The organism is Stenotrophomonas sp. YJH_SMC_130 (assembly GCF_059369035.1).
On record NZ_JCAFSH010000025.1, the window covers coordinates 1 to 21,211 of the forward strand.

Sequence of the window (21,211 nt, forward strand, 5' to 3'; positions counted from 1 at the left end):
CCGCACCACCGACATCACCGGCGCCGCCAAGCTGCCGGAAGGCGTCGAAATGGTGATGCCGGGTGACAACGTCAAGATGGAAGTCACCCTGATCAACCCGGTGGCCATGGACGAAGGCCTGCGCTTCGCCATCCGCGAAGGCGGTCGTACCGTCGGCGCCGGCGTGGTCTCGAAGATCATCGAGTAATCTGGTAGTATCTGCGCCCCGATGTTGCCTGGGTAGGGCATCGGGGCGTATCAAATGGGAAAGCAGGCACAGGATGTGCCTTGTGTTCCCCGGACCAGGAAGGGTCAATGCCATTCAGGCGGCGTCAACAGGCGACTGTTGACAGCTGCCTTGCGTGCCATTATGCTTCTACGTCTGGGCAGGCCGGGTAACTGGTCTGCCTACGTTTTTGAGGTCCATGGATTGACCTTGGCGGCCTGCAGGACTGCGGGCCGTCCGTATTCAGGAATTTCATGGGGCAAAGCAACCCAGAGGCTTTGTCTGTCGCTCTTTTAACGAAGGAACCTACCGCCATGGCGGACCAAAAGATCCGGATCCGGCTGAAAGCGTTCGATCATCGTCTGATCGACCGTTCGGCCAGCGAGATCGTTGAAACGGCAAAGCGGACCGGCGCGCAAGTGCGTGGCCCGATCCCGCTGCCGACCAAGATCGAGCGTTACACCGTTCTCGTTTCCCCGCACGTCGACAAGGACGCGCGTGACCAGTACGAGACCCGCACGCACAAGCGCGTGCTCGATATCGTTGACCCGAATGACAAGACCGTGGACGCGCTGATGAAGCTCGAACTGGCTGCCGGCGTCGACGTTCAGATCAAGCTGACCTGAGGACTACGACCATGACGAAGAAGTATTCGTTGGGCTTCGTGGGCCGCAAGGCCGGCATGAGCCGCGTGTTCACTGAAGATGGCCGCTCCATCCCGGTGACCCTGATCGAAGCAACCCCGAACCGCATCGCGCAGATCAAGACCGTCGAAACCGACGGCTACAGCGCCGTGCAGGTGACCGTCGGCGCGCGTCGCGCTGCCCTGGTCAACAAGCCGGAAGCCGGCCACTTCGCCAAGGCGAAGGTGGAGGCGGGTCGTGGCCTGTGGGAATTCCGCGTTGAAGACGCGCAGCTCGGCGATTTCGCCGTTGGCGGCGAAGTCAAGGCGGACATCTTCGAAGTCGGCCAGATCGTCGACGTCCAGGGTGTCACCAAGGGTAAGGGCTTCCAGGGCACCATCAAGCGCCACAACTTCCGTATGGGCGATGCAACCCACGGTAACTCGCTGTCGCATCGCGCGCCGGGTTCGCTGGGTCAGCGCCAGACCCCGGGTCGCGTTTTCCCGGGCAAGAAGATGTCGGGCCACATGGGCGCGGTGCAGCAGAGCACCCAGAACCTGGAAGTGGTCAAGGTCGACGTCGAGCGCGGTCTGATCGCGGTTCGCGGCGCCGTTCCGGGCGCGGCGGGTGGCGATGTGATCGTCCGTCCGGCGAGCAAGGCATAAGGAGAGATGACGATGGAACTCGTTATCACGGGTAGCAACAACAAGGTCTCGGTCTCCGAAGCCGTGTTCGGTCGCGATTTCAGCGAAGATCTGGTCCACCAGGTCGTCGTTGCTTACCGCAACGCCGGTCGCGCCGGCACCAAGGCACAGAAGACTCGCTCCGAAGTGGCTGGTACCACCAAGAAGTCGAAGAAGCAGAAGGGCGGCGGCGCGCGTCATGGCGCACTGACGGCTCCGATCTTCGTCGGCGGCGGTGTCACCTTCGCGGCCAAGCCGCGCAGCTTCGAGCAGAAGGTCAATCGCAAGCAGTACCGTGCCGCCATGTGCGCGATCCTGTCCGAGCTGAACCGTCAGGGCCGTCTGACCATCGTGGAGGCCTTCGACGTCGAAGCCACCAGCACGAAGGGTCTGATCGCCAAGCTGGCCGGCCTGGAAGTGGGCAAGCGCCCGCTGATCGTCACCGAGGAAGCGTCCGAGCACCTGTACCTGTCCGCCCGCAATCTGCCGTACGTGCAGGTGCGTGACGTGCAGGGTCTGGACCCGGTCTCGCTGGTGGGTGCCGACACGGTCGTCATCACCGCTGACGCGGTCAAGAAGGTCGAGGAGTGGCTGGCATGAACAGCAACGAAAAAATCTTCAGCGTGCTGCGTGCCCCGCGTGTCTCGGAAAAGACCGCGCGCCTGCAGGAACTCTCCAATCAGTATGTCTTCGAAGTTTCGAACGAAGCCACCAAGGCCGATGTAAAGGCCGCGGTTGAGCAGCTGTTCGACGTCAAGGTCGAAGCCGTCAACGTGGTCAACGTCAAGGGCAAGAACAAGTCCTTCCGTAACCGTGCTGGCCGCCGCGGCGATTGGCGCAAGGCGTACGTTCGCCTGGCCGACGGCCAGTCGATCGATGTAACGGCCAAGGCCTGAGGTACATCCCATGCCATTGATGAAATTCAAGCCCACCTCCCCCGGCCGCCGTTCGGCCGTGCGCGTGGTCACCCCCGACCTGCACAAGGGTGCTCCGCACGCCGCGCTGGTCGAGTCGCAGAGCCGCTCGGGTGGTCGTAACCACCACGGTCGCATCACCGTGCGTCACGTCGGTGGTGGTGCCAAGCAGCACTACCGCATCATCGACTTCAAGCGCAACAAGCTGGGCATCCCGGCGCGCGTGGAACGCATCGAATACGATCCGAACCGCACCGCCCACATCGCTCTGCTGTGCTACGTCGACGGTGAGCGTCGCTACATCATCGCCCCGAAGGGCCTGAAGGCTGGTGATCAGGTGATCGCTGGTTCGGACGCCCCGATCAAGGCCGGCAACACCCTGCCGCTGCGCAACATCCCGGTCGGCACCACCATCCACTGCATCGAACTGAAGCCGGGCAAGGGCGCTCAGATCGCTCGCGCCGCTGGTGCGGCCGTGCAGCTGGTGGCTCGTGAAGGCATCTACGCCACCCTGCGCCTGCGCTCGGGTGAAATGCGCAAGGTTCCGGTCGAGTGCTGCGCCACCATCGGCGAAGTCGGCAACGACGAGCACAGCCTGGAAAAGCTGGGCAAGGCCGGTGCCAAGCGTTGGCGCGGCGTCCGCCCGACCGTTCGTGGTGCTGCCATGAACCCGGTTGACCACCCGCACGGTGGTGGTGAGGCCAAGGCTGGCCAGGGTAACCCGCATCCGGTCACCCCGTGGGGTGTCCCGACCAAGGGTTACAAGACGCGCCATAACAAGCGCACTCAGCAGTTCATCGTCCGCGATCGTAGGGGCTAATCGACCATGGCACGTTCACTCAAGAAGGGCCCGTTCGTCGATCACCACCTCGTCAAGAAGGTGGAGGCCGCTGCGGGCAGCAAGAAGCCGATCAAGACCTGGTCGCGCCGTTCGATGATCCTGCCTGACATGGTAGGCATCACCATTGCCGTGCATAACGGCAAGAACCACATCCCGGTTCTCGTCAACGAGAACATGGTCGGCCACAAGCTCGGCGAATTTGCCATCACCCGGACCTTCAAGGGTCACGGTGGTGACAAGAAGTCGGGCAAGTAAGGAGAGATGACAATGGAAGCGAAAGCCATCCTGCGCACTGCGCGCATCTCCCCGCAGAAGGCTCGTCTGGTCGCTGACCAGGTGCGCGGTCTGCCGGCCGAACGTGCGGTCAACCTGCTGAAGTTCTCGGACAAGAAGGCTGCCCACCTGATCAAGAAGGTGGTGGAGTCGGCAATTGCCAACGCCGAGAACAACCAGGGCGCCGACGTCGACGAGCTGAAGGTTCAGACCATCATGGTTGATGAAGGTCCGACCCTGAAGCGTTTCATGGCGCGGGCGAAAGGCCGCGGTACCCGCATCCTCAAGCGCACCAGCCACATCACTGTGGTTGTGGGCGCCGCCAAGTAAGCGGATAAGGAAAAGACCATGGGTCATAAAGTTCATCCGATTGGTATCCGCCTCGGCATTTCCAAGGACTGGAACTCCAAGTGGTACGCCAACAAGGCCGAGTTCGCTGGTTACCTGGCAGCCGACCTGAAAGTGCGCGACATGCTGCGCAAGAAGCTGGCTCAGGCCGGCATCAGCAAGATCCTGATCGAGCGTCCGGCCAAGACCGCTCGCGTGACGATCCACACCGCCCGTCCGGGCGTGGTGATCGGCAAGCGCGGTGAGGACATCGAGAAGCTGCGCAAGGAAGTGAGCGAGATGATGGGCGTCCCGGCGCACATCAACGTCACCGAAGTGCGCAAGCCGGAACTGGACGCGCAGCTCGTTGCCGAGTCGATCGCCCAGCAGCTGGAGCGTCGCATCATGTTCCGCCGTGCAATGAAGCGCTCGGTCGGCAACGCGATGCGCCTGGGTGCCCTGGGCATCAAGGTCAACGTTGGTGGCCGCCTCAACGGTGCAGAAATCGCCCGTTCGGAGTGGTACCGCGAAGGCCGCGTGCCGCTGCACACCCTGCGTGCCGACATCGACTATGGCTTCGCTGAAGCCAAGACGACCTACGGCATCATCGGCATCAAGGTCTGGATCTACAAGGGCGAGGTCTTCGATTTCTCCCAGGTTGGCCAGGAAAAGCAGGACGACACCCCGTCGCGCAACGATCGTCACGATCGCGGCGACCGTGGTGACCGTCAGCGCCCGGCCCGTGAAGCGAGGTAACGACAATGTTGCAACCCAAGCGAACCAAGTACCGCAAGGTACACAAGGGCCGTAACGATGGCCTGAGCTGGAGCGCCAACGCTGTCAGCTTCGGCGAATACGGCCTGAAGGCAACCGCACACGGTCAGCTGACCGCGCGTCAGATCGAAGCGGCCCGCCGCTCGATCAGCCGCTACGTCAAGCGCGGCGGCAAGATGTGGATCCGCGTGTTCCCCGACAAGCCCATCACCAAGAAGCCCATCGAAGTCCGAATGGGTTCCGGTAAGGGTAACGTGGAATACTGGGTGGCCCAGATCCAGCCCGGCCGCATGATCTATGAAATCGAGGGTGTTTCCGAGGAAGTGGCTCGCGAGGCGTTCCGCCTGGCCGCCGCCAAGCTCTCGGTCACCACCACTTTCGTGACCCGTACGGTGCGCTGATGGATATCAAAACTCTCCGTGAAAAGTCGGCTGACGAACTCAAGGCCCACCTGATCGACCTGCGTAAGGAACAGTTCTCTGTCCGTATGCAGCAGGTCACCGGCCAGCTGCCGAAGACCCACGACATTCGCCGGGTCCGTCGCGAGATTGCTCGCGTCAAGACCCTGCTCGGCAGCACGAAGTAAGGATGGCCGCTATGAGCGACAATACTGAAAAGAAGACGCTGCGCACGGTCGAAGGCCGTGTCGTCAGCAACAAGATGGACAAGACGGTTACCGTCCTGGTTGAGCGTCAGGTCAAGCACGCGCTGTACGGCAAGTACATCAAGCGCTCGACCAAGCTGCACGCCCACGATGCCGACAACGCCTGCAAGGAAGGCGACGTCGTCCGCGTGACCGAGATTGCTCCGATGTCCAAGACCAAGAACTGGCGCGTGGTGGAAGTCATCACGCGTGCGGCTGAATAAGGAGTCTGAATCATGATCCAGATGCAGAGCTACCTTGACGTCGCGGACAATTCGGGTGCCAAGCAGGTGATGTGCTTCAAGGTGCTGGGTGGTTCCAAGCGCCGTTACGCCGGTATCGGCGACATCATCAAGGTCACCGTGAAGGATGCGATTCCGCGCGGCAAGGTCAAGAAGGGTGAAGTGTATGACGCCGTCGTGGTGCGTACCCGCAAGGGTGTGCGTCGCGCCGACGGTTCGCTGATCCGCTTCGACGGCAACGCTGCCGTCCTGCTGAACAACAAGCAGGAGCCGATCGGTACCCGTATCTTCGGGCCGGTGACCCGTGAACTTCGTTCGGAGAAGTTCATGAAGATCGTCTCGCTCGCTCCCGAAGTGCTGTGAGCGACAGGAGATAATCATGGCTAACCGTATCAAGAAGGGCGACCAGGTTGTCGTCAACGCTGGCAAGGACAAGGGCAAGCAGGGCGAAGTCGTCCGCGTCGACGGCGACCGCGTGGTCGTCGCCAACGTGAACATCGTCAAGCGCCACACCAAGCCGAACCCGCAGGCAGGTGTTGCCGGCGGCGTGGTCGAGCGCGAAGCTTCGATCCATATCTCCAACGTGAACGTGCTGAACCCGGCTTCGGGCAAGGGCGAACGCGTTGGCTTCAAGGTGCTGGAGGATGGACGCAAACTGCGTGTGTTCCGCTCCAGCGGTGAGGCGCTCGACGCCTGAGGAATGTGAAGATGACTTCCCGTCTCGAAAAGATCTACAAGGAAGAAGTGGTGCCGGCGCTGATGAAGCAGTTCGGCTACACCAATCCGATGGAAGTACCGAAGCTCGTCAAGGTCACCCTGAACATGGGTGTCGGCGAGGCTGCCACCAACAAGAAGATCCTGGAAAACGCCGTCGCGGACATGACCAAGATTTCCGGCCAGAAGCCGGTTGTCACCAAGTCGCGTATCTCGGTTGCGTCGTTCAAGATCCGTGATGGTTGGCCGATCGGCTGCAAGACCACGCTGCGTCGCCACAAGATGTACGAGTTCCTGGACCGCCTGATCAACATCTCGCTGCCGCGCGTGCGCGACTTCCGTGGTGTTTCCGGTCGTTCCTTCGACGGCCGCGGCAACTTCAACATGGGTGTGAAGGAACAGATCATCTTCCCGGAAATCGACTTCGACGCCGTCGACGCGATCCGCGGTATGGATATCGCCATCACCACCACTGCGAAGACCGACGCGGAAGCGAAGGCGCTGCTGGCAGCGTTCAAGTTCCCGTTCCGTAACTGATCTGTCGAGGAAACCGAAATGGCAAAGACCTCCATGGTCAACCGCGACATCAAGCGGGAAAAGCTGGCCAAGAAGTACGCTGAGAAGCGTGCGGCTCTGAAGAAGATCGTGTCCTCCGTGGACGCGACCTACGAAGAGAAGATCGACGCCGCAACCAAGCTGGCCAAGCTGCCGCGCGATTCGTCGCCGAGCCGCCAGCGCAACCGTTGCGAGCTGTCGGGTCGTCCGCGTGGCGTGTACAGCAAGTTCGGCCTCGGCCGCAACAAGCTGCGCGAAGCCACCATGCGTGGCGACGTCCCGGGCCTGCGCAAGGCCAGCTGGTAATCCCAGCCGGCCCTGCGATCAGGAGCCCCCTCGGGGGCTTCTGAACCGGGGAGGGAGGCGTTCAGCTTCCTTTCTGGGAAAAAACCCGAAGAGCCCGGCGCAAGTCGGGCTCTTTTGGCGTATACTCCCGCGTCTTGCCCTGCGCAAACGGGGTTGTAGGAGTGGGCCCCGGCCCGCTGCATCAAGGGACCTGGCCCGTTTCCAGGAGACAACAGATTTTCGCGAAAGCGGATATCGGTGCACTCAAAGGTACTCATATGAGCATGACTGATCCCATCGCCGACCTGCTGGTCCGCATCAAGAATGCGGCTGCGGTTGGCAAGCAGACGGTGAAAGCCCCGTCGTCCAAGATCAAGGTTGCGATCGCCCAGGTCCTGAAGGACGAGGGTTACATCACCGACCTGCGCGTGACCCAGCTGGAAAACAACAAGTCCGAGCTGGAAATCGTGCTGAAGTATTTCGAAGGCAAGCCGGTCATCGCGACCCTGAAGCGCTTCTCGCGTTCGGGCCTGCGCCAGTACCGCGGCAAGAGCGAGCTGCCGAAGGTCATGAATGGCCTGGGCATCTCCATCATTTCCACCTCCAAGGGCATCATGACTGATGCGCAGGCGCGCCAGCTGGGCGTCGGCGGCGAAGTCCTGTGCTTCGTGGCCTAAGGCGAAAGGAGTAGAACTATGTCCCGCGTAGCCAAGAAGCCCGTCACCCTGGGTAAGGTCGAACTGAACGTCCAGTCGGAAAGCATCACCGTCAAGGGCCCGAAGGGCACCCTGTCGCTGGTCAAGCCGGCCGGTATTGCCATCAACGTCGACAGCGGCGTTGCCACCCTGAGCACCGAGAGCGCCGACCTGGTCGCGCTGACCGGTACCGTGCGCGCGATCCTGGCCAACATGGTCAAGGGCGTGTCCGAAGGCTTCGAGCGCAAGCTGGAGCTGGTCGGCGTGGGTTACCGTGCTGCCATGCAGGGCAAGGATCTGAGCCTGTCGCTCGGTTTCTCGCATCCGGTCGTGTTCGTGGCGCCGGAAGGCATCACCATTTCCACCCCGACCCAGACCGAGATCCTGGTCCAGGGCGCTGACAAGCAGGTCGTCGGTGAAGTCGCCGCCAAGATCCGTGCGTTCCGCAAGCCGGAGCCGTACAAGGGCAAGGGCGTGAAGTACTCCGACGAAGTCATCATCCGTAAGGAAGCCAAGAAGGCCTAATTAGGCGCTTCCGCTTTCAAGGAAAAAACATCATGAACAAGAACATCGCCCGCCTGCGTCGCGCCAAGTCGACCCGCGCCCACATCCGTGAGCTCGGCGTCGCCCGCCTGTCGGTGCTGCGCACCGGCCAGCACCTGTACGCCCAGGTCTTCACCGCTGACGGTTCGAAGGTGCTGGCTGCCGCCAACACCACCCAGACCGACGTCAAGGAAGGCCTGAAGAACGGCAAGAACGCCGATGCCGCTGCCAAGGTCGGCCGCATCGTTGCCGAGCGCGCCAAGGCCGCCGGCATCGAGAAGGTTGCCTTCGATCGTTCGGGCTACCGCTACCACGGCCGCATCAAGGCCCTGGCAGAAGCCGCCCGCGAAGCCGGCCTGCAGTTCTAAGGGATCAGGGCAGGGGGCCGATGGCCTCCTGCCCACCTGCTCGCCAGCCTGAGCGAGGCTGGACGGCGCCGCTCTTCTGCAGCGGCCCACCGGAACAATGCGTCACTCCACAACCATAAGCGGCCCCGAGCCGTACATACCCAAACAACCAAGGAATCAACATGGCAGAAGAGCGTCAGCAGCGGGGTCGCGATCGCGACCGTAACCGCGAAGAAAAGATCGACGACGGCATGATCGAAAAGCTGGTCGCGGTCAACCGCGTCAGCAAGACCGTCAAGGGTGGCCGCCAGTTCACCTTCACCGCCCTGACCGTTGTCGGCGACGGCGAAGGCAAGGTCGGTTTCGGTTATGGCAAGGCCCGCGAAGTGCCGGTCGCCATCCAGAAGTCGATGGAACAGGCCCGCAAGAACCTGGTCAGCGTTGACCTGAACAACGGCACCCTGTGGCACACCATCAAGGATGGTCACGGCGCAGCCCGCGTGTTCATGCAGCCGGCTTCGGAAGGTACTGGCGTCATCGCCGGTGGTGCCATGCGCGCCGTGCTGGAAGCCGTTGGCGTGAAGAACGTGCTGGCCAAGGCCACCGGTTCGCGCAACCCGATCAATCTGGTGCGCGCCACCGTGAAGGGCCTGACTGCTGCGCAGTCGCCGGCCCGCATCGCGGCCAAGCGCGGCAAGAAGGTGGAGGAACTCAACCATGGCTAATGAGTCCAACAAGACTGTGAAGGTCCGCCTGGTGCGTGGCCTGCGTGGCACCCAGTCGCGTCACCGCCTGTCGGTGCGTGCCCTGGGCCTGAACAAGCTCAACGATGTGCGTGAACTGAAGGACAGCCCGCAGGTGCGCGGCCTGATCAACAAGGTTCAGTACCTCGTCCAGGTTGAGGAGTAATCGACCATGACTCTGCGTCTCAATGAACTGAGCCCGGCACCGGGCGCCCGCACCGAGCGCACCCGCGTCGGCCGCGGTATCGGCTCGGGCCTGGGCAAGACTGCCGGCCGCGGCCACAAGGGTTCGTTCGCCCGCAAGGGTGGCGGCAAGATCAAGGCTGGCTTCGAAGGCGGCCAGACCCCCATGCAGCGTCGTCTGCCGAAGATCGGCTTCCGTTCGCCGATCGCCAAGGACACCGCTGAAGTGCTGCTGTACGCGCTGGACAAGCTGCCGGCCGGTGAGATCGACTTCGCCGCCCTGCGTGCTGCCAAGCTGGTCCCGAGCACTGCCAAGAAGGCCAAGGTCGTCGTCAAGGGCGAAGTGACCAAGGCGTTCACCCTGAAGGGTATTGCTGCCACGGCTGGTGCCAAGGCTGCGATCGAAGCTGCCGGCGGCAGCGTAACGGAGTAAGAAAATCATGGCGCAAGCTGGCATCGGTAACCTCGCGGGCGGAATGGGCAAGTTCACTGAACTTCGCCAACGTTTGCTGTTCGTCGTCGGGGCTTTGATCGTCTATCGCATCGGCTGCTACGTGCCGGTGCCGGGCGTCAATCCCGATGCCATGCTTGCCATGATGCAACAGCAGGGCGGCGGCATCGTGGACATGTTCAACATGTTCTCGGGCGGCGCCCTGCACCGTTTCAGCATCTTTGCGCTGAACGTGATGCCGTACATCTCGGCATCGATCGTGATGCAGCTGGCCGTGCACATCTTCCCCGCCCTGAAGGCGATGCAGAAGGAAGGTGAGTCCGGCCGCCGCAAGATCACCCAGTATTCGCGCATCGGCGCCGTGCTGCTGGCAGTGGTGCAGGGCGGTTCGATCGCGCTGGCCCTGCAGGGGCAGGTTTCGCCGTCGGGCGCTCCGGTCGTGTACGCCCCCGGTATGGGCTTCGTGCTCACCGCGGTGGTCGCACTGACTGCCGGCACCATGTTCCTGATGTGGGTCGGTGAGCAGGTCACCGAACGCGGTATCGGCAACGGCGTGTCGCTGATCATCTTCGCCGGTATCGTCGCCGGCCTGCCGGGTGCGGTCATCCACACCTTCGACGCCTACCGCGACGGCAACATCCAGTTCATCCAGCTCCTGCTGATCGCCATTGTCGTGCTCGCCTTCACCTTCTTCGTGGTGTTCGTGGAGCGTGGCCAGCGCCGGATCACGGTCAATTACGCGCGCCGCCAGGGCGGTCGCAACGCGTACATGAACCAGACCTCGTTCCTGCCGCTGAAGCTCAACATGGCCGGCGTCATCCCGGCGATCTTCGCCTCGAGCCTGCTGGCCTTCCCGGCCACCCTGGCGATGTGGTCCGGCCAGGCTGCCAACCAGAGCAGCTTCGGCCAGGTGCTGCAGAAGGTCGCCAATGCCCTGGGCCCGGGCGAGCCGCTGCACATGATCGTGTTCGCTGCGCTGATCACCGGTTTCGCGTTCTTCTATACCGCGCTGGTGTTCAATTCGCAGGAAACCGCCGACAACCTGAAGAAGTCGGGCGCTTTGATTCCGGGCATCCGTCCGGGCAAGGCCACCGCCGACTACATCGACGGCGTGCTGACCCGCCTGACCGCGGCCGGCTCGGCCTACCTGGTGATCGTCTGCCTGCTGCCCGAACTGATGCGCACGCAGCTGAATGCCTCGTTCTACTTCGGTGGCACGTCGCTGCTGATCGTGGTGGTGGTGGTGATGGATTTCATCGCCCAGGTGCAGGCACACCTGATGTCCCACCAGTACGAGAGCCTGCTGAAGAAGGCCAACCTGAAGGGCGGCAACCGCGGCGGTTTTGCCCGCGGCTGACAGGCCTGTTATACTTTCGTCTTCCTGACGTGATGGTCCCTCCGCTTCGCGGACTCCGGCCACACAAACGAAGGGCGGCCCCCGCAGCGGTTCCGGGTGGGGGTGTGATGAGGTGGTCCCGCGCTGGAGTAGCGCGGGCGGCCCCGGGGGAAACCCCAGGTCCAACCCCATCCGGCGCCGGAGCCTGGGCACACTCCCCAGGCCGGGTTCATGAAACCAATGGTTTCACGGGCTTCCATGTAAACCGGAATCTTGTTAGTATCGCTAGTTCACTTTTTTGATCCATCCTGCCGGATTGGCGTGCCCGAGGCGCGCTGTCGGCCATCACTCAGCTGGAGAACCGCGTCATGGCGCGTATTGCAGGCGTCAACCTGCCAGCCCAGAAGCACGTCTGGGTCGGGTTGCAAAGCATTTACGGCATCGGCCGTACCCGTTCGAAGAAGGTCTGCGAAGTCGCAGGCGTTGCTTCGACCACCAAGATCCGCGATCTGTCGGAGCCGGAAATCGAGCGCCTGCGCGCCGAAGTCGGCAAGTACATCGTGGAAGGCGATCTGCGCCGTGAGATCGGCATCGCGATCAAGCGCCTGATGGACCTGGGCTGCTACCGCGGCCTGCGTCACCGTCGTGGCCTCCCGCTGCGTGGCCAGCGCACCCGTACCAACGCCCGCACCCGCAAGGGTCCGCGCAAGGCGATCAAGAAGTAAGGGACTGAGAAATGGCTAAGCCCGCTGCTAAGACCAAGAAGAAGATCAAGCGCGTCGTCACCGACGGCGTTGCCCACGTCCACGCTTCGTTCAACAACACCATCGTCACCATCACCGACCGCCAGGGCAACGCTCTGTCGTGGGCGACCTCCGGTGGCGCTGGCTTCCGCGGTTCGCGCAAGTCGACCCCGTTCGCTGCCCAGGTGGCGGCTGAAAAGGCCGGTCGTGCTGCGCTGGACTACGGCGTGAAGTCGCTGGAAGTCCGCATCAAGGGCCCGGGTCCGGGCCGTGAGTCGGCCGTGCGTTCGTTGAACAACGTCGGCTACAAGATCACCAACATCATCGACGTGACGCCCATCCCGCACAACGGGTGCCGTCCGCCGAAGAAGCGTCGCGTCTAAAGGGAGCGATAAGAAATGGCTCGTTATATCGGTCCTACCTGTAAGCTCGCCCGCCGCGAAGGCGCCGACCTGTCCCTGAAGAGCCCGGCGCGTGCGCTGGACTCCAAGTGCAAGCTGGAGCAGAAGCCCGGCCAGCACGGCGCCACTGCCCGCAAGGGCAAGCTGTCCGACTACGCCACCCAGCTGCGTGAAAAGCAGAAGGTCAAGCGTATCTACGGCCTGCTGGAGCGTCAGTTCCGCAACTACTACAAGAAGGCCTCGACCAAGAAGGGCAACACCGGCGAGAACCTGCTGCAGCTGCTGGAAACCCGCCTGGACAACGTCGTCTACCGCATGGGCTTCGCCGTGACCCGTCCGGCTGCCCGTCAGCTGGTGTCGCACCGCGGCGTCACCGTGAATGGCAAGTCGGTCAACCTGGCTTCGTACCAGGTCAAGGCTGGCGACGCCATCGCTCTGTCCGAAAAGGCTGCCAAGCAGCTGCGCGTCCAGGAAGCCCTGACCGTCGCCGCCCAGCATGACCTGAGCCCGTCGTGGGTTGAAGTGGATTCCGGCAAGTTCACCGGCATCTTCAAGGCTGTTCCGGATCGTTCGGATCTGCCTGCGGACATCAACGAAGCGCTGATCGTCGAGCTGTATTCGAAGTAATTCACATTGGAGAGCCCCCGGCGACGGCCGGGGGTTCACTAGGAGAACCCGCAACATGACGGTTACCGCCAACCAGGTTCTGCGTCCTCGCGGTCCGCAGATCGAACGCCTTACCGACACCCGTGCAAAGGTCGTTATCGAACCTTTGGAGCGGGGTTACGGGCATACGCTGGGCAACGCCCTGCGTCGCGTGCTGCTGTCGTCCATCCCGGGCTTCGCCATCACGGAAGTCGAAATCGACGGCGTGTTGCATGAGTACACCACGGTCGAAGGTCTGCAGGAGGACGTGCTTGAAGTCCTGCTCAACCTGAAGGACGTGGCCATCCGTATGCACTCCGGCGACAGCGCCACCCTGTCCCTGTCCAAGCAGGGCCCGGGCGTTGTCACCGCTGCCGACATCAAGGTCGACCACAATGTGGAGATCCTGAACGGCGACCATGTGATCTGCCACCTGACCAAGGACACGGCAATCAACATGCGTCTGAAGATCGAACGTGGTTTCGGCTACCAGCCGGCTGCCGCGCGTCGTCGTCCGGACGAAGAAACCCGTGCCATCGGCCGCCTGGTCCTGGATGCCTCGTTCTCGCCGGTCCGCCGTGTCGCCTATGCCGTGGAAGCGGCGCGTGTCGAACAGCGCACCGACCTGGACAAGCTGGTCATCGATATCGAGACCAACGGCACCATCGACGCCGAGGAAGCCGTGCGCACCGCCGCCGACATCCTCAGCGACCAGCTGTCGGTGTTCGGTGACTTCACCCACCGCGACCGCGGTGCGGCCAAGCCGGCCAACAACGGCGTGGATCCGGTGCTGCTGCGCCCGATCGACGATCTGGAGCTGACCGTGCGTTCGGCCAACTGCCTGAAGGCTGAAAGCATCTACTACATCGGCGATCTGATCCAGAAGACCGAAGTGGAGCTGCTGAAGACCCCGAACCTGGGCAAGAAGTCGCTCACCGAGATCAAGGAAGTGCTGGCTCAGCGCGGCCTGTCGCTCGGCATGAAGCTGGAGAACTGGCCGCCGGCCGGCGTCGCCAGCCACGGCATGCTGGGCTGATATCGGCAATGCCTGAAGGCTCCACCGTTCGCGGTGGGGCCTTCAACGCAACACAACATGCCACGACGAACCCCAGGTTCGCGGGCAGGTCGTCCAGGACGGGCGGCCAGGACCATCCGCAGTCCGCGCAGCAACGCCAGGATGGCGACAACGATCCGCACAGCCTCATCATTAACCAAGGAATATCACCATGCGTCACCAGAAGTCTGGCCGTAAGTTCAGCCGCACCAGCGCCCACCGCGAAGCGATGTTCAAGAACATGGCCGCCTCGCTGTTCAAGCACGAGCTGATCAAGACCACCCTGCCGAAGGCCAAGGAACTGCGCCGCGTTGCCGAGCCGCTGATCACCCTGGCCAAGGTCGACTCCGTCGCCAACCGCCGTCTGGCCTTCGCCCGCCTGCGCGACAACGAAGCCGTGGGCAACCTGTTCACCATCCTGGGCCCGCGCTACGCGAACCGTCCGGGCGGCTACCTCCGCCTGCTGAAGTGCGGCTTCCGCGCTGGCGACAACGCGCCGATGGCCTACGTCGAGCTGGTTGACCGTCCGGTCGTGGCCGAGGAAGTGGCCGAGTAATCGGACCGCTCCAACGCGACACAGCGAAAGCCCGGCCTCTGCCGGGCTTTTGCGTTTCTGCGGGATCTGACCCGCACCGTTCCGACAGGCGTCACCTGTGGCGGTTCGAATGGCGCGCACTCTCGGTTACGCTTGGCGCCTTGATCCATTCGAGCGTTGACGATGAATCCACTGCGCTGGCCCTTCCGCGCCCAGTTCCTTCTGGGCTTCCTGATCTGCGCGGGCCTGCTGGGCTACGCGATCTTCCTGCAGCTGAAGATGGGCCTGGAGCCGTGCCCGCTGTGCATCTTCCAGCGGCTGGCGTTCGCCGCGCTGGGCCTGCTGTTCCTGATCGGTGCACTGCACGGGCCCTCCAACCGTCCTGGCCGGGCAACCTACGGCGTGCTCGCCTTCATTGCCGCCGCGGTCGGCGTAGGCATCGCTGCGCGCCACGTCTACGTGCAGATGCTGCCACCGGAGATGGGTGCGACCTGCGGCCCGCCGCTGAGCTTCCTGCGCGAGACCATGGGGCCGCTGGAAGTGTTCCGCACGGTGCTGACCGGTACCGGCAACTGCGGCAATATCGACTGGACGTTCCTGGGCCTGACCATGCCGATGTGGTCGGGCGTGTGGTTCGTGCTGCTGGCGCTGTGGGCGCTGGTGGTGTCGCTGCGCAAGGTCAAGCGCTGAACTAAGGCGGGGTCGGAGCCCTCTCCTGCGGAAAGAGGGTCCGACCCCAGGCACCCTGGCGTCCTCAGAAATCCTGCTGCAGGCTCAGGTAGGCGCCACGGCGCGGTCCCCACTGCGGGGCGAACACGCCGACGCCACCGCCATCGCGCAGTTGGTAGCTGCGGTCCAATGCATTGATGACCGCCAGCTGCACATGCAGCGGATGGCCGCTGTCGGCATTGAAGTCATGCCCGGCGCTGAGGTTCACCTGCAGGTAGGACGGCAGCTCGCCGCCGTTGGGCACGCCCTCGATGTCCGAACGCAGGCCGCTACCGAACACGTAGTTGGCGCCGACCCGGTTGTGGCCGGCGAAGGCGTAGCTGAAGCCGCCCGATGAGGTCAGCTTCTGGTCGTGGTCGAGGTGGATCCAATGGTTGGCCACATAGGCCAGCGCGTCCGGATCGAGGTTGTACTGGCCGGTGACGACCTGGGTGCCGATGGCCTTGTTGTACGCCGCGTTGACGTAGGCGCTGAACGGACCGTCGCTGTAGTCGGCACTGAACTCCAGGCCATGGATATGGCCGCGGCGGTAGTTGAACGTCGAATAGATGTAGGCGGCACCGAACTGGCCTTCGTCCTGCAGGCGTGCGACGCGTCGGTCATAGGCATCCAGGCCCAGGGTCAGGTGTTCGCCCACCTGCTGCGACACGCCGATGTCGTAGTAGTCGCTGCGCTCGGCCAGTGGCGTGTTGTTGCCGCCGCTCGGCTGCTGGTTGGTGGTGCCGTCGTACAGCGCGATATCGCTGCTGGCGATCAGCTCACTGGCCGGTGGCGTGAAGTAGCGCGAATAGCCGGCATGCACGGTGGTGCTGTCGCTGGCATTCCAGGCCACGCCCACGCGGGGGCTGAGCTGGCCCTCGGTGTGGCCAAAGGCCTTGTAGCGATCTCCGCGCAGGCCGTAGTTGACGGTCCAGTCGTCGCCGATCTTCCATTCATCCTGCACGTACAACGCCAGCGTGCTGGCATGGAAGGCACTGTGGTCAGGTATCAGCAGCGGCGTGGTGCTGGACTGCTGGCCGGCGTCATCGACCGGGAACACCCAGCTGCTGTTGCTGGCCCGCGCGTTCTCGTAGTTGCCATACAGGCCATAGCGCAGCGTGTGGTCGCTGCCCAGTGGGGTGGAGAAATCGGCCTGCAGCGTGTTGGCGCGGTTGCTGCGCTGCACCTGCGAGGCGACGCCACTGAATACCAGGTCGCCGATGACATCCGGGTTGAACGCCACATCGCTGTAGCGCTGCCCGGCTGACAGTTGGTAGGCGGTGCTGCCCAGCGCGCCCTGCAGCACGAGCATGCCGAAGCGGGTGGTCTCGCGCTGGGTTTCATCCAGCTGGCTGGAGTCGAAGGTGGTGGTGTCCAGGTAACCGAACTGCGGGGTCTGCCCGGGGTTGACCGGGATCTGGAAGCGATTGTTGGCGAAGCCGGCGAACACGCTCAGGCGCGTGTTCTCGTTGACCAGGTAGGTGAGGTCAGCGAACGCTTTGCCCTGGTGGGTGTCGTCGTGCAGCGGCTTGCGCGAGCGGGTCGGGCTCTCCAGGCCAACCTCGTTCTGGTCGTAGTTGCCGGTCAGGAACCAGCTCCATCGCCCCTGGTTGCCCCACCACGAGGCATTCGGATTGATCTTGCCGAACGAGCCTGCGGTCAGACCGGCGCTGCCGCCATTGCCGAGCTCGGCGCCATTGCGGGTGCTGATGTCGACCACTGCAGCGGTGCGCTCGCCGAACTGCGCCGGCAGCGCGCCATCCATCAGGCGGATGCTCTTGATGGTGCGTGCATCCAGTGTCTGGCCGAAGCCGGAGATCGATTCGGGCAGCAGCACGCCATTGATGCGGTACTGCAGATTGGCGTGGTCGCCGCGCACGTGCACGCCGCCATAGGAATCCTGGACCACGCCCGGGGCCTGCAGCAGTACCTGGCTGAGCGGCGCGGAGGCACCCAGCGGCTGCTTCTGGATGTCCTCGGCGGTGATCTGGTACTGGCTGCTGCCGATGTCCGGCGACAGCGCGTTGCGGGCCTGGTCGAGCTGGGCGTGGACGGTGACTGCGTCCAGATCCTTGACGGAGGAAGAGGTGTCGTCGGTCGTTGCGGCGAAGGCGGGCAGGCTGGCCAAGGCCAGGGCGAAGGCAATGCCGGTAGCGAGGGGTGAGGGCTTCATGGTGAGAGAGGGGGCGGCTGGGTGTGGAAGGGGCCGGTCCATGACGTGGAAGTGTTACTCCGTAACAGATCATGCGCCTGTCCCGTGCGGCTGGCCATGCTGGATCTGGCTGCTGGCGTTGGCCTTTCCCTGCCGTTCAGGTGGCCGGGGCGGTGGGGATGGGCCTTTGCGTCGGCGGCTGGCTCTGCGACCATGACCGCCCCCCACCCCGGAAGTCTGCAATGAGCCTGTCCGCCGTTCCGCCCGTCTCCGATCCCGCCGCGACCACTGCTGGCGCTGCCTGGTCGCCGGAGAGCTGGCGTGGCAAGACCGCGCTGCAGATGCCGACCTACCCGGACCCGGTGGCATTGGACGCCGCTCTGCACGAGCTGAAGCGGCTGCCGCCGCTGGTCACCTCGTGGGAGATCCTGGCGTTGAAGCAGCAGCTGGCCGAGGCCCAGGAAGGCAAGCGCTTCCTGCTGCAGGGCGGCGACTGCGCCGAGAACTTCAGCGACTGCGAATCGGGCACCATCTCCAACCGCCTGAAGGTACTGCTGCAGATGAGCCTGGTGCTGGTGCACGGCCTGCGCCAGCCGGTGATCCGCGTGGGCCGCTTCGCTGGCCAGTACGCCAAGCCGCGCTCGGCCGACACCGAGACCCGCGACGGCGTGACCCTGCCCAGCTACCGCGGTGATGTGATCAACGCACCGGCGTTCACCGAAGCGGCGCGCCTGCCGGACCCGAAGCGGATGCTGCAGGCCCACGCGCATTCGGCGATGACGATGAACTTCGTGCGTGCGCTGATCGACGGCGGTTTCGCCGACCTGCACCACCCCGAATACTGGAACCTGGAGTGGGTAAGCCACTCGCCGCTGGCGGCCGAGTACCAGAAGATGGTGGCCTCGATCGGCGATGCGGTGCACTTCATGGAGACCCTGGCCGGGGCCCGCGTGCACAACCTCAACCGCATCGACTTCTACACTTCGCACGAAGCGCTGCTGCTGCCCTACGAGCAGGCGTTGACCCGCCAGGTGCCGCGCCAGCAGGGCTGGTTGAACCTGAGCACGCATTACCCGTGGATCGGCATGCGCACGGCCGCGCTCGATGGCGCGCACGTGGAGTACCTGCGTGGCGTGCGCAATCCGATTGCGATCAAGGTGGGCCCGTCGGTGACACCGGACCAGCTGCTGCGCCTGATCGATGTGCTCAACCCACATGACGAGCCGGGCCGCCTGAGCTTCATCCATCGGATGGGCGCAACGCAGATCGCCGAGAAACTGCCGCCGCTGCTGGACGCGGTCAAGCGTGATGGTCGCCGCGTGCTGTGGGTGTGCGATGCGATGCATGGCAATACCGAAAGCACCGCCAACGGTTTCAAGACACGCCGCTTCGACAACGTGCGTGGCGAGGTGGAGATGTCGTTCGATCTGCATGCGGCCGCCGGTACGCGCCTGGGCGGTGTGCATCTGGAACTGACCGGCGAGGACGTGACCGAGTGCATCGGCGGCGCGCGCGAACTGACCGAGCGCGACCTGGAGCGTGCGTATCGTTCGACGGTGGACCCGCGGTTGAACTACGAGCAGTCGCTGGAGATCGCGATGGCGATCGTGCGCAAGCAGGAGCAAGTGCGGTAAGGGGTTTTCGGCAGGGCTTGCAGCCCTGCACCTGCTGCAATCAACGGCAACGGCAAAAGCCGAAGCGGCATTCCGTGGGGTGGCGGGGTGGCGTGGGTGGTCAGGACACGCCGTAAACCCATCCATGGCGCCAACGGTCCTGCCCACCCACACCGCCCCGCCTCTGACAGATGTCGTGCGCTGTTGGTGGGTGCCGACCGTTGGTCGGCACATCTGTCAGATATCGAATGAATCATCCACGCATGGCGTGGATCCACTGGTAATGGCGGCTGTTGGTAGGTGTCGACTTGGGTCGACACGATTTTTCTGTCAGATATCAATATTGAAAATGGGGTAGGAGCCCGTTGCGCAGCAACGGGATCTGACCCCGTGCCGACCAACGGTCGGCACCCACCAACAGCCGCGGGAACTGTCGAAGGCGGGGTGGGTCCGGTTGCGGGGGCGTGAGCCGCATGGATGCGGCGACCGAGCTTACATGGGTGAGGGCGCTTCGCTTGCGAAGCACTGCTTCGCAAGCGCCCGAACGCGCAGCCGCCAGCGGCTGGGCCGGGCCCCGGAGGGGTACTTGCAGCGCCCCCCGCAACCGGACCCACCCCGCCATCCCACAGGAAACCCGCTTCTGCTTCGGCTGTTGCTGTTGCCGTTGCTGTTGCTTCGGCTTCTGGGCAGGTGCAGGGCTGCAAGCCCTGCCCACCAACACCCTGCTTACGAACGGCTGACGTGACGCTCATGCCCCATGCGCGAGGCTGTCTGCTTGGCTGTTCGAGTGGAGGTGGCAACGGTGCACTGGCAAAGCGCACAGGCCTACGCATGGCCGTTGGGATTGGCAGCAGTAGTGGGCGGCATCGGCGCGTGGCTGATCCTGTGGATCTACCACCGGCTGAAAGGGCGTGATCGGCGGCGCGCGCGCATCGGGCGTGTGCTCGGGCTGCCAATGGCCACCGCATGGCCGCTGCTGCTGTTGATCCCTGCACTGCAGGCCACGCCACTGCAGGATCCCCTTCTGGGCAACCTGCAACGGGTGCTGCATATCGCACTGACCGCCTGCTTCATCTGGCTGCTGGTACGCGCAGTGGCAGCGGGTGAGCGGGCCATCCTGCGCAGCCATCCCATCGATGTCTCCGATAATCTGGAAGCGCGCCGCATCCAGACCCAGACGCGGGTGCTCAGCCGTGTGCTGATGGGCGGCATCATCGTGCTGGGTGCTTCGCTGGTGCTGTTGACCTTTCCCATGGTGCAGAAGATCGGCACCGCGCTGCTGGCCTCGGCGGGCCTCATCGGCCTGGTGGCCGGTATCGCCGCAAAGCCGGTGTTCGGCAACCTGATCGCCGGCCTGCAGATTGCAGTGACCCAGCCGATCCGGCTGGACGATGTGGTGATCGTCGAAGGCGAGTGGGGACGCATCGAGGAGATCGGCAGCAGCTACGTGGTGGTACGCATCTGGGACGAGCGGAGGATGGTGGTGCCGCTGACCTGGTTCATCGAGAACCCCTTCCAGAACTGGACCCGGCGCAGCGCCGATCTGCTCGGTACGGCGTTTCTGTGGCTGGACTATCGTGCCCCGATCGCGGCGATCCGCGCTGAGTTGGAGCGCATCTGCCGGGGTGAGGCATTGTGGGATGGCCGGGTCTGCGTGACCCAGGTGACCGAAACCAGCGAGCGTGCGATCCAGGTGCGGCTGCTGGTGAGTGCGCGCAGCTCCGGCGACGCGTTCGACCTGCGTTGCCTGGTACGCGAGCGCATGCTCGATTTCCTCGCGCGTGAGCATCCGCAGTCGCTGCCGCAGCTGCGTGCGCGGCTGCAGCATGCTGACGAGCTGGACATGCCGCGTGGTCCACGTGCACGTACTGCAGATGTGCGTTCGCCGGGGGCTGAAGACGGTGAGGCGGCAATCGTGCCAGCGGAGCCCGACCAGCCGCTGTAGAGCCGAGCCATGCTCGGCTGCTTTCGATTTTCCGTTGA

Annotated in this window: 32 protein-coding genes; 31 read left to right on the top strand and 1 reads right to left on the bottom strand. The window is 63.8% G+C overall.

Going from position 1 to position 21,211, the window contains the following annotated elements; all coding sequences use genetic code 11:
* The 29 genes from AC5P5V_RS17160 to AC5P5V_RS17300 all read left to right on the top strand — a co-directional run.
* A partial coding sequence (locus AC5P5V_RS17160; RefSeq protein WP_495215967.1) for an EF-Tu C-terminal domain-related protein occupies positions 1–187 on the top strand: 187 nt, incomplete at its 5' end.
* 332 nt (positions 188–519) lie between these two features.
* Complete coding sequence (rpsJ, locus tag AC5P5V_RS17165; RefSeq protein WP_005408208.1) at positions 520–831, top strand: 30S ribosomal protein S10; 312 nt, start codon at positions 520–522, stop codon at positions 829–831.
* 11 nt (positions 832–842) lie between these two features.
* The gene (rplC, locus tag AC5P5V_RS17170; RefSeq protein ID WP_004145336.1) at positions 843–1,493 is read left to right on the top strand and encodes a 50S ribosomal protein L3; all 651 of its coding nucleotides are present in this window, start codon (positions 843–845) and stop codon (positions 1,491–1,493) included.
* Between the two features lie 12 nt (positions 1,494–1,505).
* Positions 1,506–2,111, top strand: a complete 606-nt coding sequence (gene rplD / locus AC5P5V_RS17175; RefSeq protein ID WP_005415412.1) for a 50S ribosomal protein L4 — start codon at positions 1,506–1,508, stop codon at positions 2,109–2,111.
* Positions 2,108–2,407: a 50S ribosomal protein L23 gene (gene rplW / locus AC5P5V_RS17180; RefSeq protein WP_004145338.1), complete on the top strand. Its 300-nt coding sequence runs from the start codon at positions 2,108–2,110 to the stop codon at positions 2,405–2,407. Before rplD ends, rplW begins: the two co-directional genes overlap by 4 nt.
* Positions 2,408–2,417: 10 nt before the next feature.
* Positions 2,418–3,245, top strand: coding sequence for a 50S ribosomal protein L2 (gene rplB / locus AC5P5V_RS17185; protein WP_004145339.1), 828 nt, complete (start codon positions 2,418–2,420; stop codon positions 3,243–3,245).
* Between the two features lie 6 nt (positions 3,246–3,251).
* Positions 3,252–3,521, top strand: coding sequence for a 30S ribosomal protein S19 (gene rpsS / locus AC5P5V_RS17190; protein WP_005415413.1), 270 nt, complete (start codon positions 3,252–3,254; stop codon positions 3,519–3,521).
* A 12-nt stretch (positions 3,522–3,533) separates the two neighbouring features.
* Positions 3,534–3,869, top strand: a complete 336-nt coding sequence (gene rplV, locus AC5P5V_RS17195; RefSeq protein WP_004145348.1) for a 50S ribosomal protein L22 — start codon at positions 3,534–3,536, stop codon at positions 3,867–3,869.
* Between the two features lie 18 nt (positions 3,870–3,887).
* Positions 3,888–4,622: a 30S ribosomal protein S3 gene (rpsC, locus tag AC5P5V_RS17200; RefSeq protein WP_005415414.1), complete on the top strand. Its 735-nt coding sequence runs from the start codon at positions 3,888–3,890 to the stop codon at positions 4,620–4,622.
* 5 nt (positions 4,623–4,627) lie between these two features.
* Positions 4,628–5,041 (top strand): 50S ribosomal protein L16, encoded by a 414-nt coding sequence (gene rplP, locus AC5P5V_RS17205; RefSeq protein WP_004154486.1) that lies wholly within the window; start codon positions 4,628–4,630, stop codon positions 5,039–5,041.
* Positions 5,041–5,226, top strand: a complete 186-nt coding sequence (rpmC, locus tag AC5P5V_RS17210; protein WP_004154487.1) for a 50S ribosomal protein L29 — start codon at positions 5,041–5,043, stop codon at positions 5,224–5,226. The genes rplP and rpmC overlap by 1 nt, the downstream gene beginning before the upstream one ends.
* 11 nt (positions 5,227–5,237) lie before the next feature.
* Positions 5,238–5,507, top strand: a complete 270-nt coding sequence (rpsQ, locus tag AC5P5V_RS17215) for a 30S ribosomal protein S17 (RefSeq protein ID WP_004154489.1) — start codon at positions 5,238–5,240, stop codon at positions 5,505–5,507.
* 12 nt (positions 5,508–5,519) lie between these two features.
* A complete protein-coding gene (rplN, locus tag AC5P5V_RS17220) occupies positions 5,520–5,888 on the top strand; it encodes a 50S ribosomal protein L14 (RefSeq protein ID WP_010483978.1) in 369 nt (122 codons plus the stop codon).
* Positions 5,889–5,904: 16 nt separating this feature from the next.
* Positions 5,905–6,222, top strand: coding sequence for a 50S ribosomal protein L24 (rplX, locus tag AC5P5V_RS17225; RefSeq protein ID WP_004154490.1), 318 nt, complete (start codon positions 5,905–5,907; stop codon positions 6,220–6,222).
* A gap of 11 nt (positions 6,223–6,233) precedes the next feature.
* The gene (gene rplE, locus AC5P5V_RS17230; RefSeq protein ID WP_005415416.1) at positions 6,234–6,776 is read left to right on the top strand and encodes a 50S ribosomal protein L5; all 543 of its coding nucleotides are present in this window, start codon (positions 6,234–6,236) and stop codon (positions 6,774–6,776) included.
* Positions 6,777–6,794: 18 nt separating this feature from the next.
* The gene (gene rpsN, locus AC5P5V_RS17235) at positions 6,795–7,100 is read left to right on the top strand and encodes a 30S ribosomal protein S14 (protein WP_005408209.1); all 306 of its coding nucleotides are present in this window, start codon (positions 6,795–6,797) and stop codon (positions 7,098–7,100) included.
* Positions 7,101–7,357: 257 nt separating this feature from the next.
* Entirely contained in the window at positions 7,358–7,756 is a 399-nt protein-coding gene (gene rpsH / locus AC5P5V_RS17240; RefSeq protein ID WP_005408210.1) for a 30S ribosomal protein S8, read from the top strand.
* A gap of 18 nt (positions 7,757–7,774) precedes the next feature.
* Positions 7,775–8,299 carry a 50S ribosomal protein L6 gene (gene rplF / locus AC5P5V_RS17245; protein ID WP_049416175.1) on the top strand — a complete coding sequence of 175 codons (525 nt, stop codon included), beginning with the start codon at positions 7,775–7,777 and terminating at the stop codon, positions 8,297–8,299.
* A gap of 32 nt (positions 8,300–8,331) precedes the next feature.
* Positions 8,332–8,685, top strand: a complete 354-nt coding sequence (gene rplR, locus AC5P5V_RS17250; RefSeq protein WP_004154495.1) for a 50S ribosomal protein L18 — start codon at positions 8,332–8,334, stop codon at positions 8,683–8,685.
* A 161-nt stretch (positions 8,686–8,846) separates the two neighbouring features.
* Complete coding sequence (rpsE, locus tag AC5P5V_RS17255; RefSeq protein ID WP_005415419.1) at positions 8,847–9,389, top strand: 30S ribosomal protein S5; 543 nt, start codon at positions 8,847–8,849, stop codon at positions 9,387–9,389.
* Positions 9,382–9,573, top strand: a complete 192-nt coding sequence (gene rpmD, locus AC5P5V_RS17260) for a 50S ribosomal protein L30 (protein WP_005408214.1) — start codon at positions 9,382–9,384, stop codon at positions 9,571–9,573. Before rpsE ends, rpmD begins: the two co-directional genes overlap by 8 nt.
* 6 nt (positions 9,574–9,579) lie before the next feature.
* Entirely contained in the window at positions 9,580–10,023 is a 444-nt protein-coding gene (rplO, locus tag AC5P5V_RS17265) for a 50S ribosomal protein L15 (RefSeq protein WP_004154498.1), read from the top strand.
* A gap of 7 nt (positions 10,024–10,030) precedes the next feature.
* Positions 10,031–11,398, top strand: a complete 1,368-nt coding sequence (gene secY / locus AC5P5V_RS17270; protein ID WP_005415420.1) for a preprotein translocase subunit SecY — start codon at positions 10,031–10,033, stop codon at positions 11,396–11,398.
* Between the two features lie 347 nt (positions 11,399–11,745).
* Positions 11,746–12,102 carry a 30S ribosomal protein S13 gene (rpsM, locus tag AC5P5V_RS17275; protein WP_004154500.1) on the top strand — a complete coding sequence of 119 codons (357 nt, stop codon included), beginning with the start codon at positions 11,746–11,748 and terminating at the stop codon, positions 12,100–12,102.
* 11 nt (positions 12,103–12,113) lie between these two features.
* Entirely contained in the window at positions 12,114–12,503 is a 390-nt protein-coding gene (gene rpsK / locus AC5P5V_RS17280) for a 30S ribosomal protein S11 (protein ID WP_004145443.1), read from the top strand.
* Between the two features lie 15 nt (positions 12,504–12,518).
* Entirely contained in the window at positions 12,519–13,148 is a 630-nt protein-coding gene (gene rpsD / locus AC5P5V_RS17285; RefSeq protein WP_004145446.1) for a 30S ribosomal protein S4, read from the top strand.
* A 55-nt stretch (positions 13,149–13,203) separates the two neighbouring features.
* Positions 13,204–14,202, top strand: coding sequence for a DNA-directed RNA polymerase subunit alpha (locus tag AC5P5V_RS17290; protein ID WP_005408216.1), 999 nt, complete (start codon positions 13,204–13,206; stop codon positions 14,200–14,202).
* A 190-nt stretch (positions 14,203–14,392) separates the two neighbouring features.
* Positions 14,393–14,776, top strand: coding sequence for a 50S ribosomal protein L17 (gene rplQ, locus AC5P5V_RS17295; protein WP_005408217.1), 384 nt, complete (start codon positions 14,393–14,395; stop codon positions 14,774–14,776).
* A 162-nt stretch (positions 14,777–14,938) separates the two neighbouring features.
* Positions 14,939–15,445, top strand: a complete 507-nt coding sequence (locus AC5P5V_RS17300) for a disulfide bond formation protein B (RefSeq protein ID WP_111201470.1) — start codon at positions 14,939–14,941, stop codon at positions 15,443–15,445.
* Positions 15,446–15,509: 64 nt separating this feature from the next.
* Here the strand turns inward: AC5P5V_RS17300 and AC5P5V_RS17305 are convergent, their stop codons facing one another.
* The gene (locus AC5P5V_RS17305; protein WP_134968404.1) at positions 15,510–17,636 is read right to left on the bottom strand and encodes a TonB-dependent receptor; all 2,127 of its coding nucleotides are present in this window, start codon (positions 17,634–17,636) and stop codon (positions 15,510–15,512) included.
* A gap of 221 nt (positions 17,637–17,857) precedes the next feature.
* On the opposite strand from AC5P5V_RS17305, the gene AC5P5V_RS17310 reads away from it, so the two are divergent.
* Together AC5P5V_RS17310 and AC5P5V_RS17315 are read left to right on the top strand one after the other, a co-directional pair.
* Positions 17,858–19,249, top strand: a complete 1,392-nt coding sequence (locus tag AC5P5V_RS17310) for a class II 3-deoxy-7-phosphoheptulonate synthase (protein ID WP_061480555.1) — start codon at positions 17,858–17,860, stop codon at positions 19,247–19,249.
* A 736-nt stretch (positions 19,250–19,985) separates the two neighbouring features.
* Positions 19,986–21,173 (top strand): mechanosensitive ion channel family protein, encoded by a 1,188-nt coding sequence (locus AC5P5V_RS17315; RefSeq protein WP_265329929.1) that lies wholly within the window; start codon positions 19,986–19,988, stop codon positions 21,171–21,173.
* The last annotated feature ends 38 nt before the right edge of the window (positions 21,174–21,211 follow it).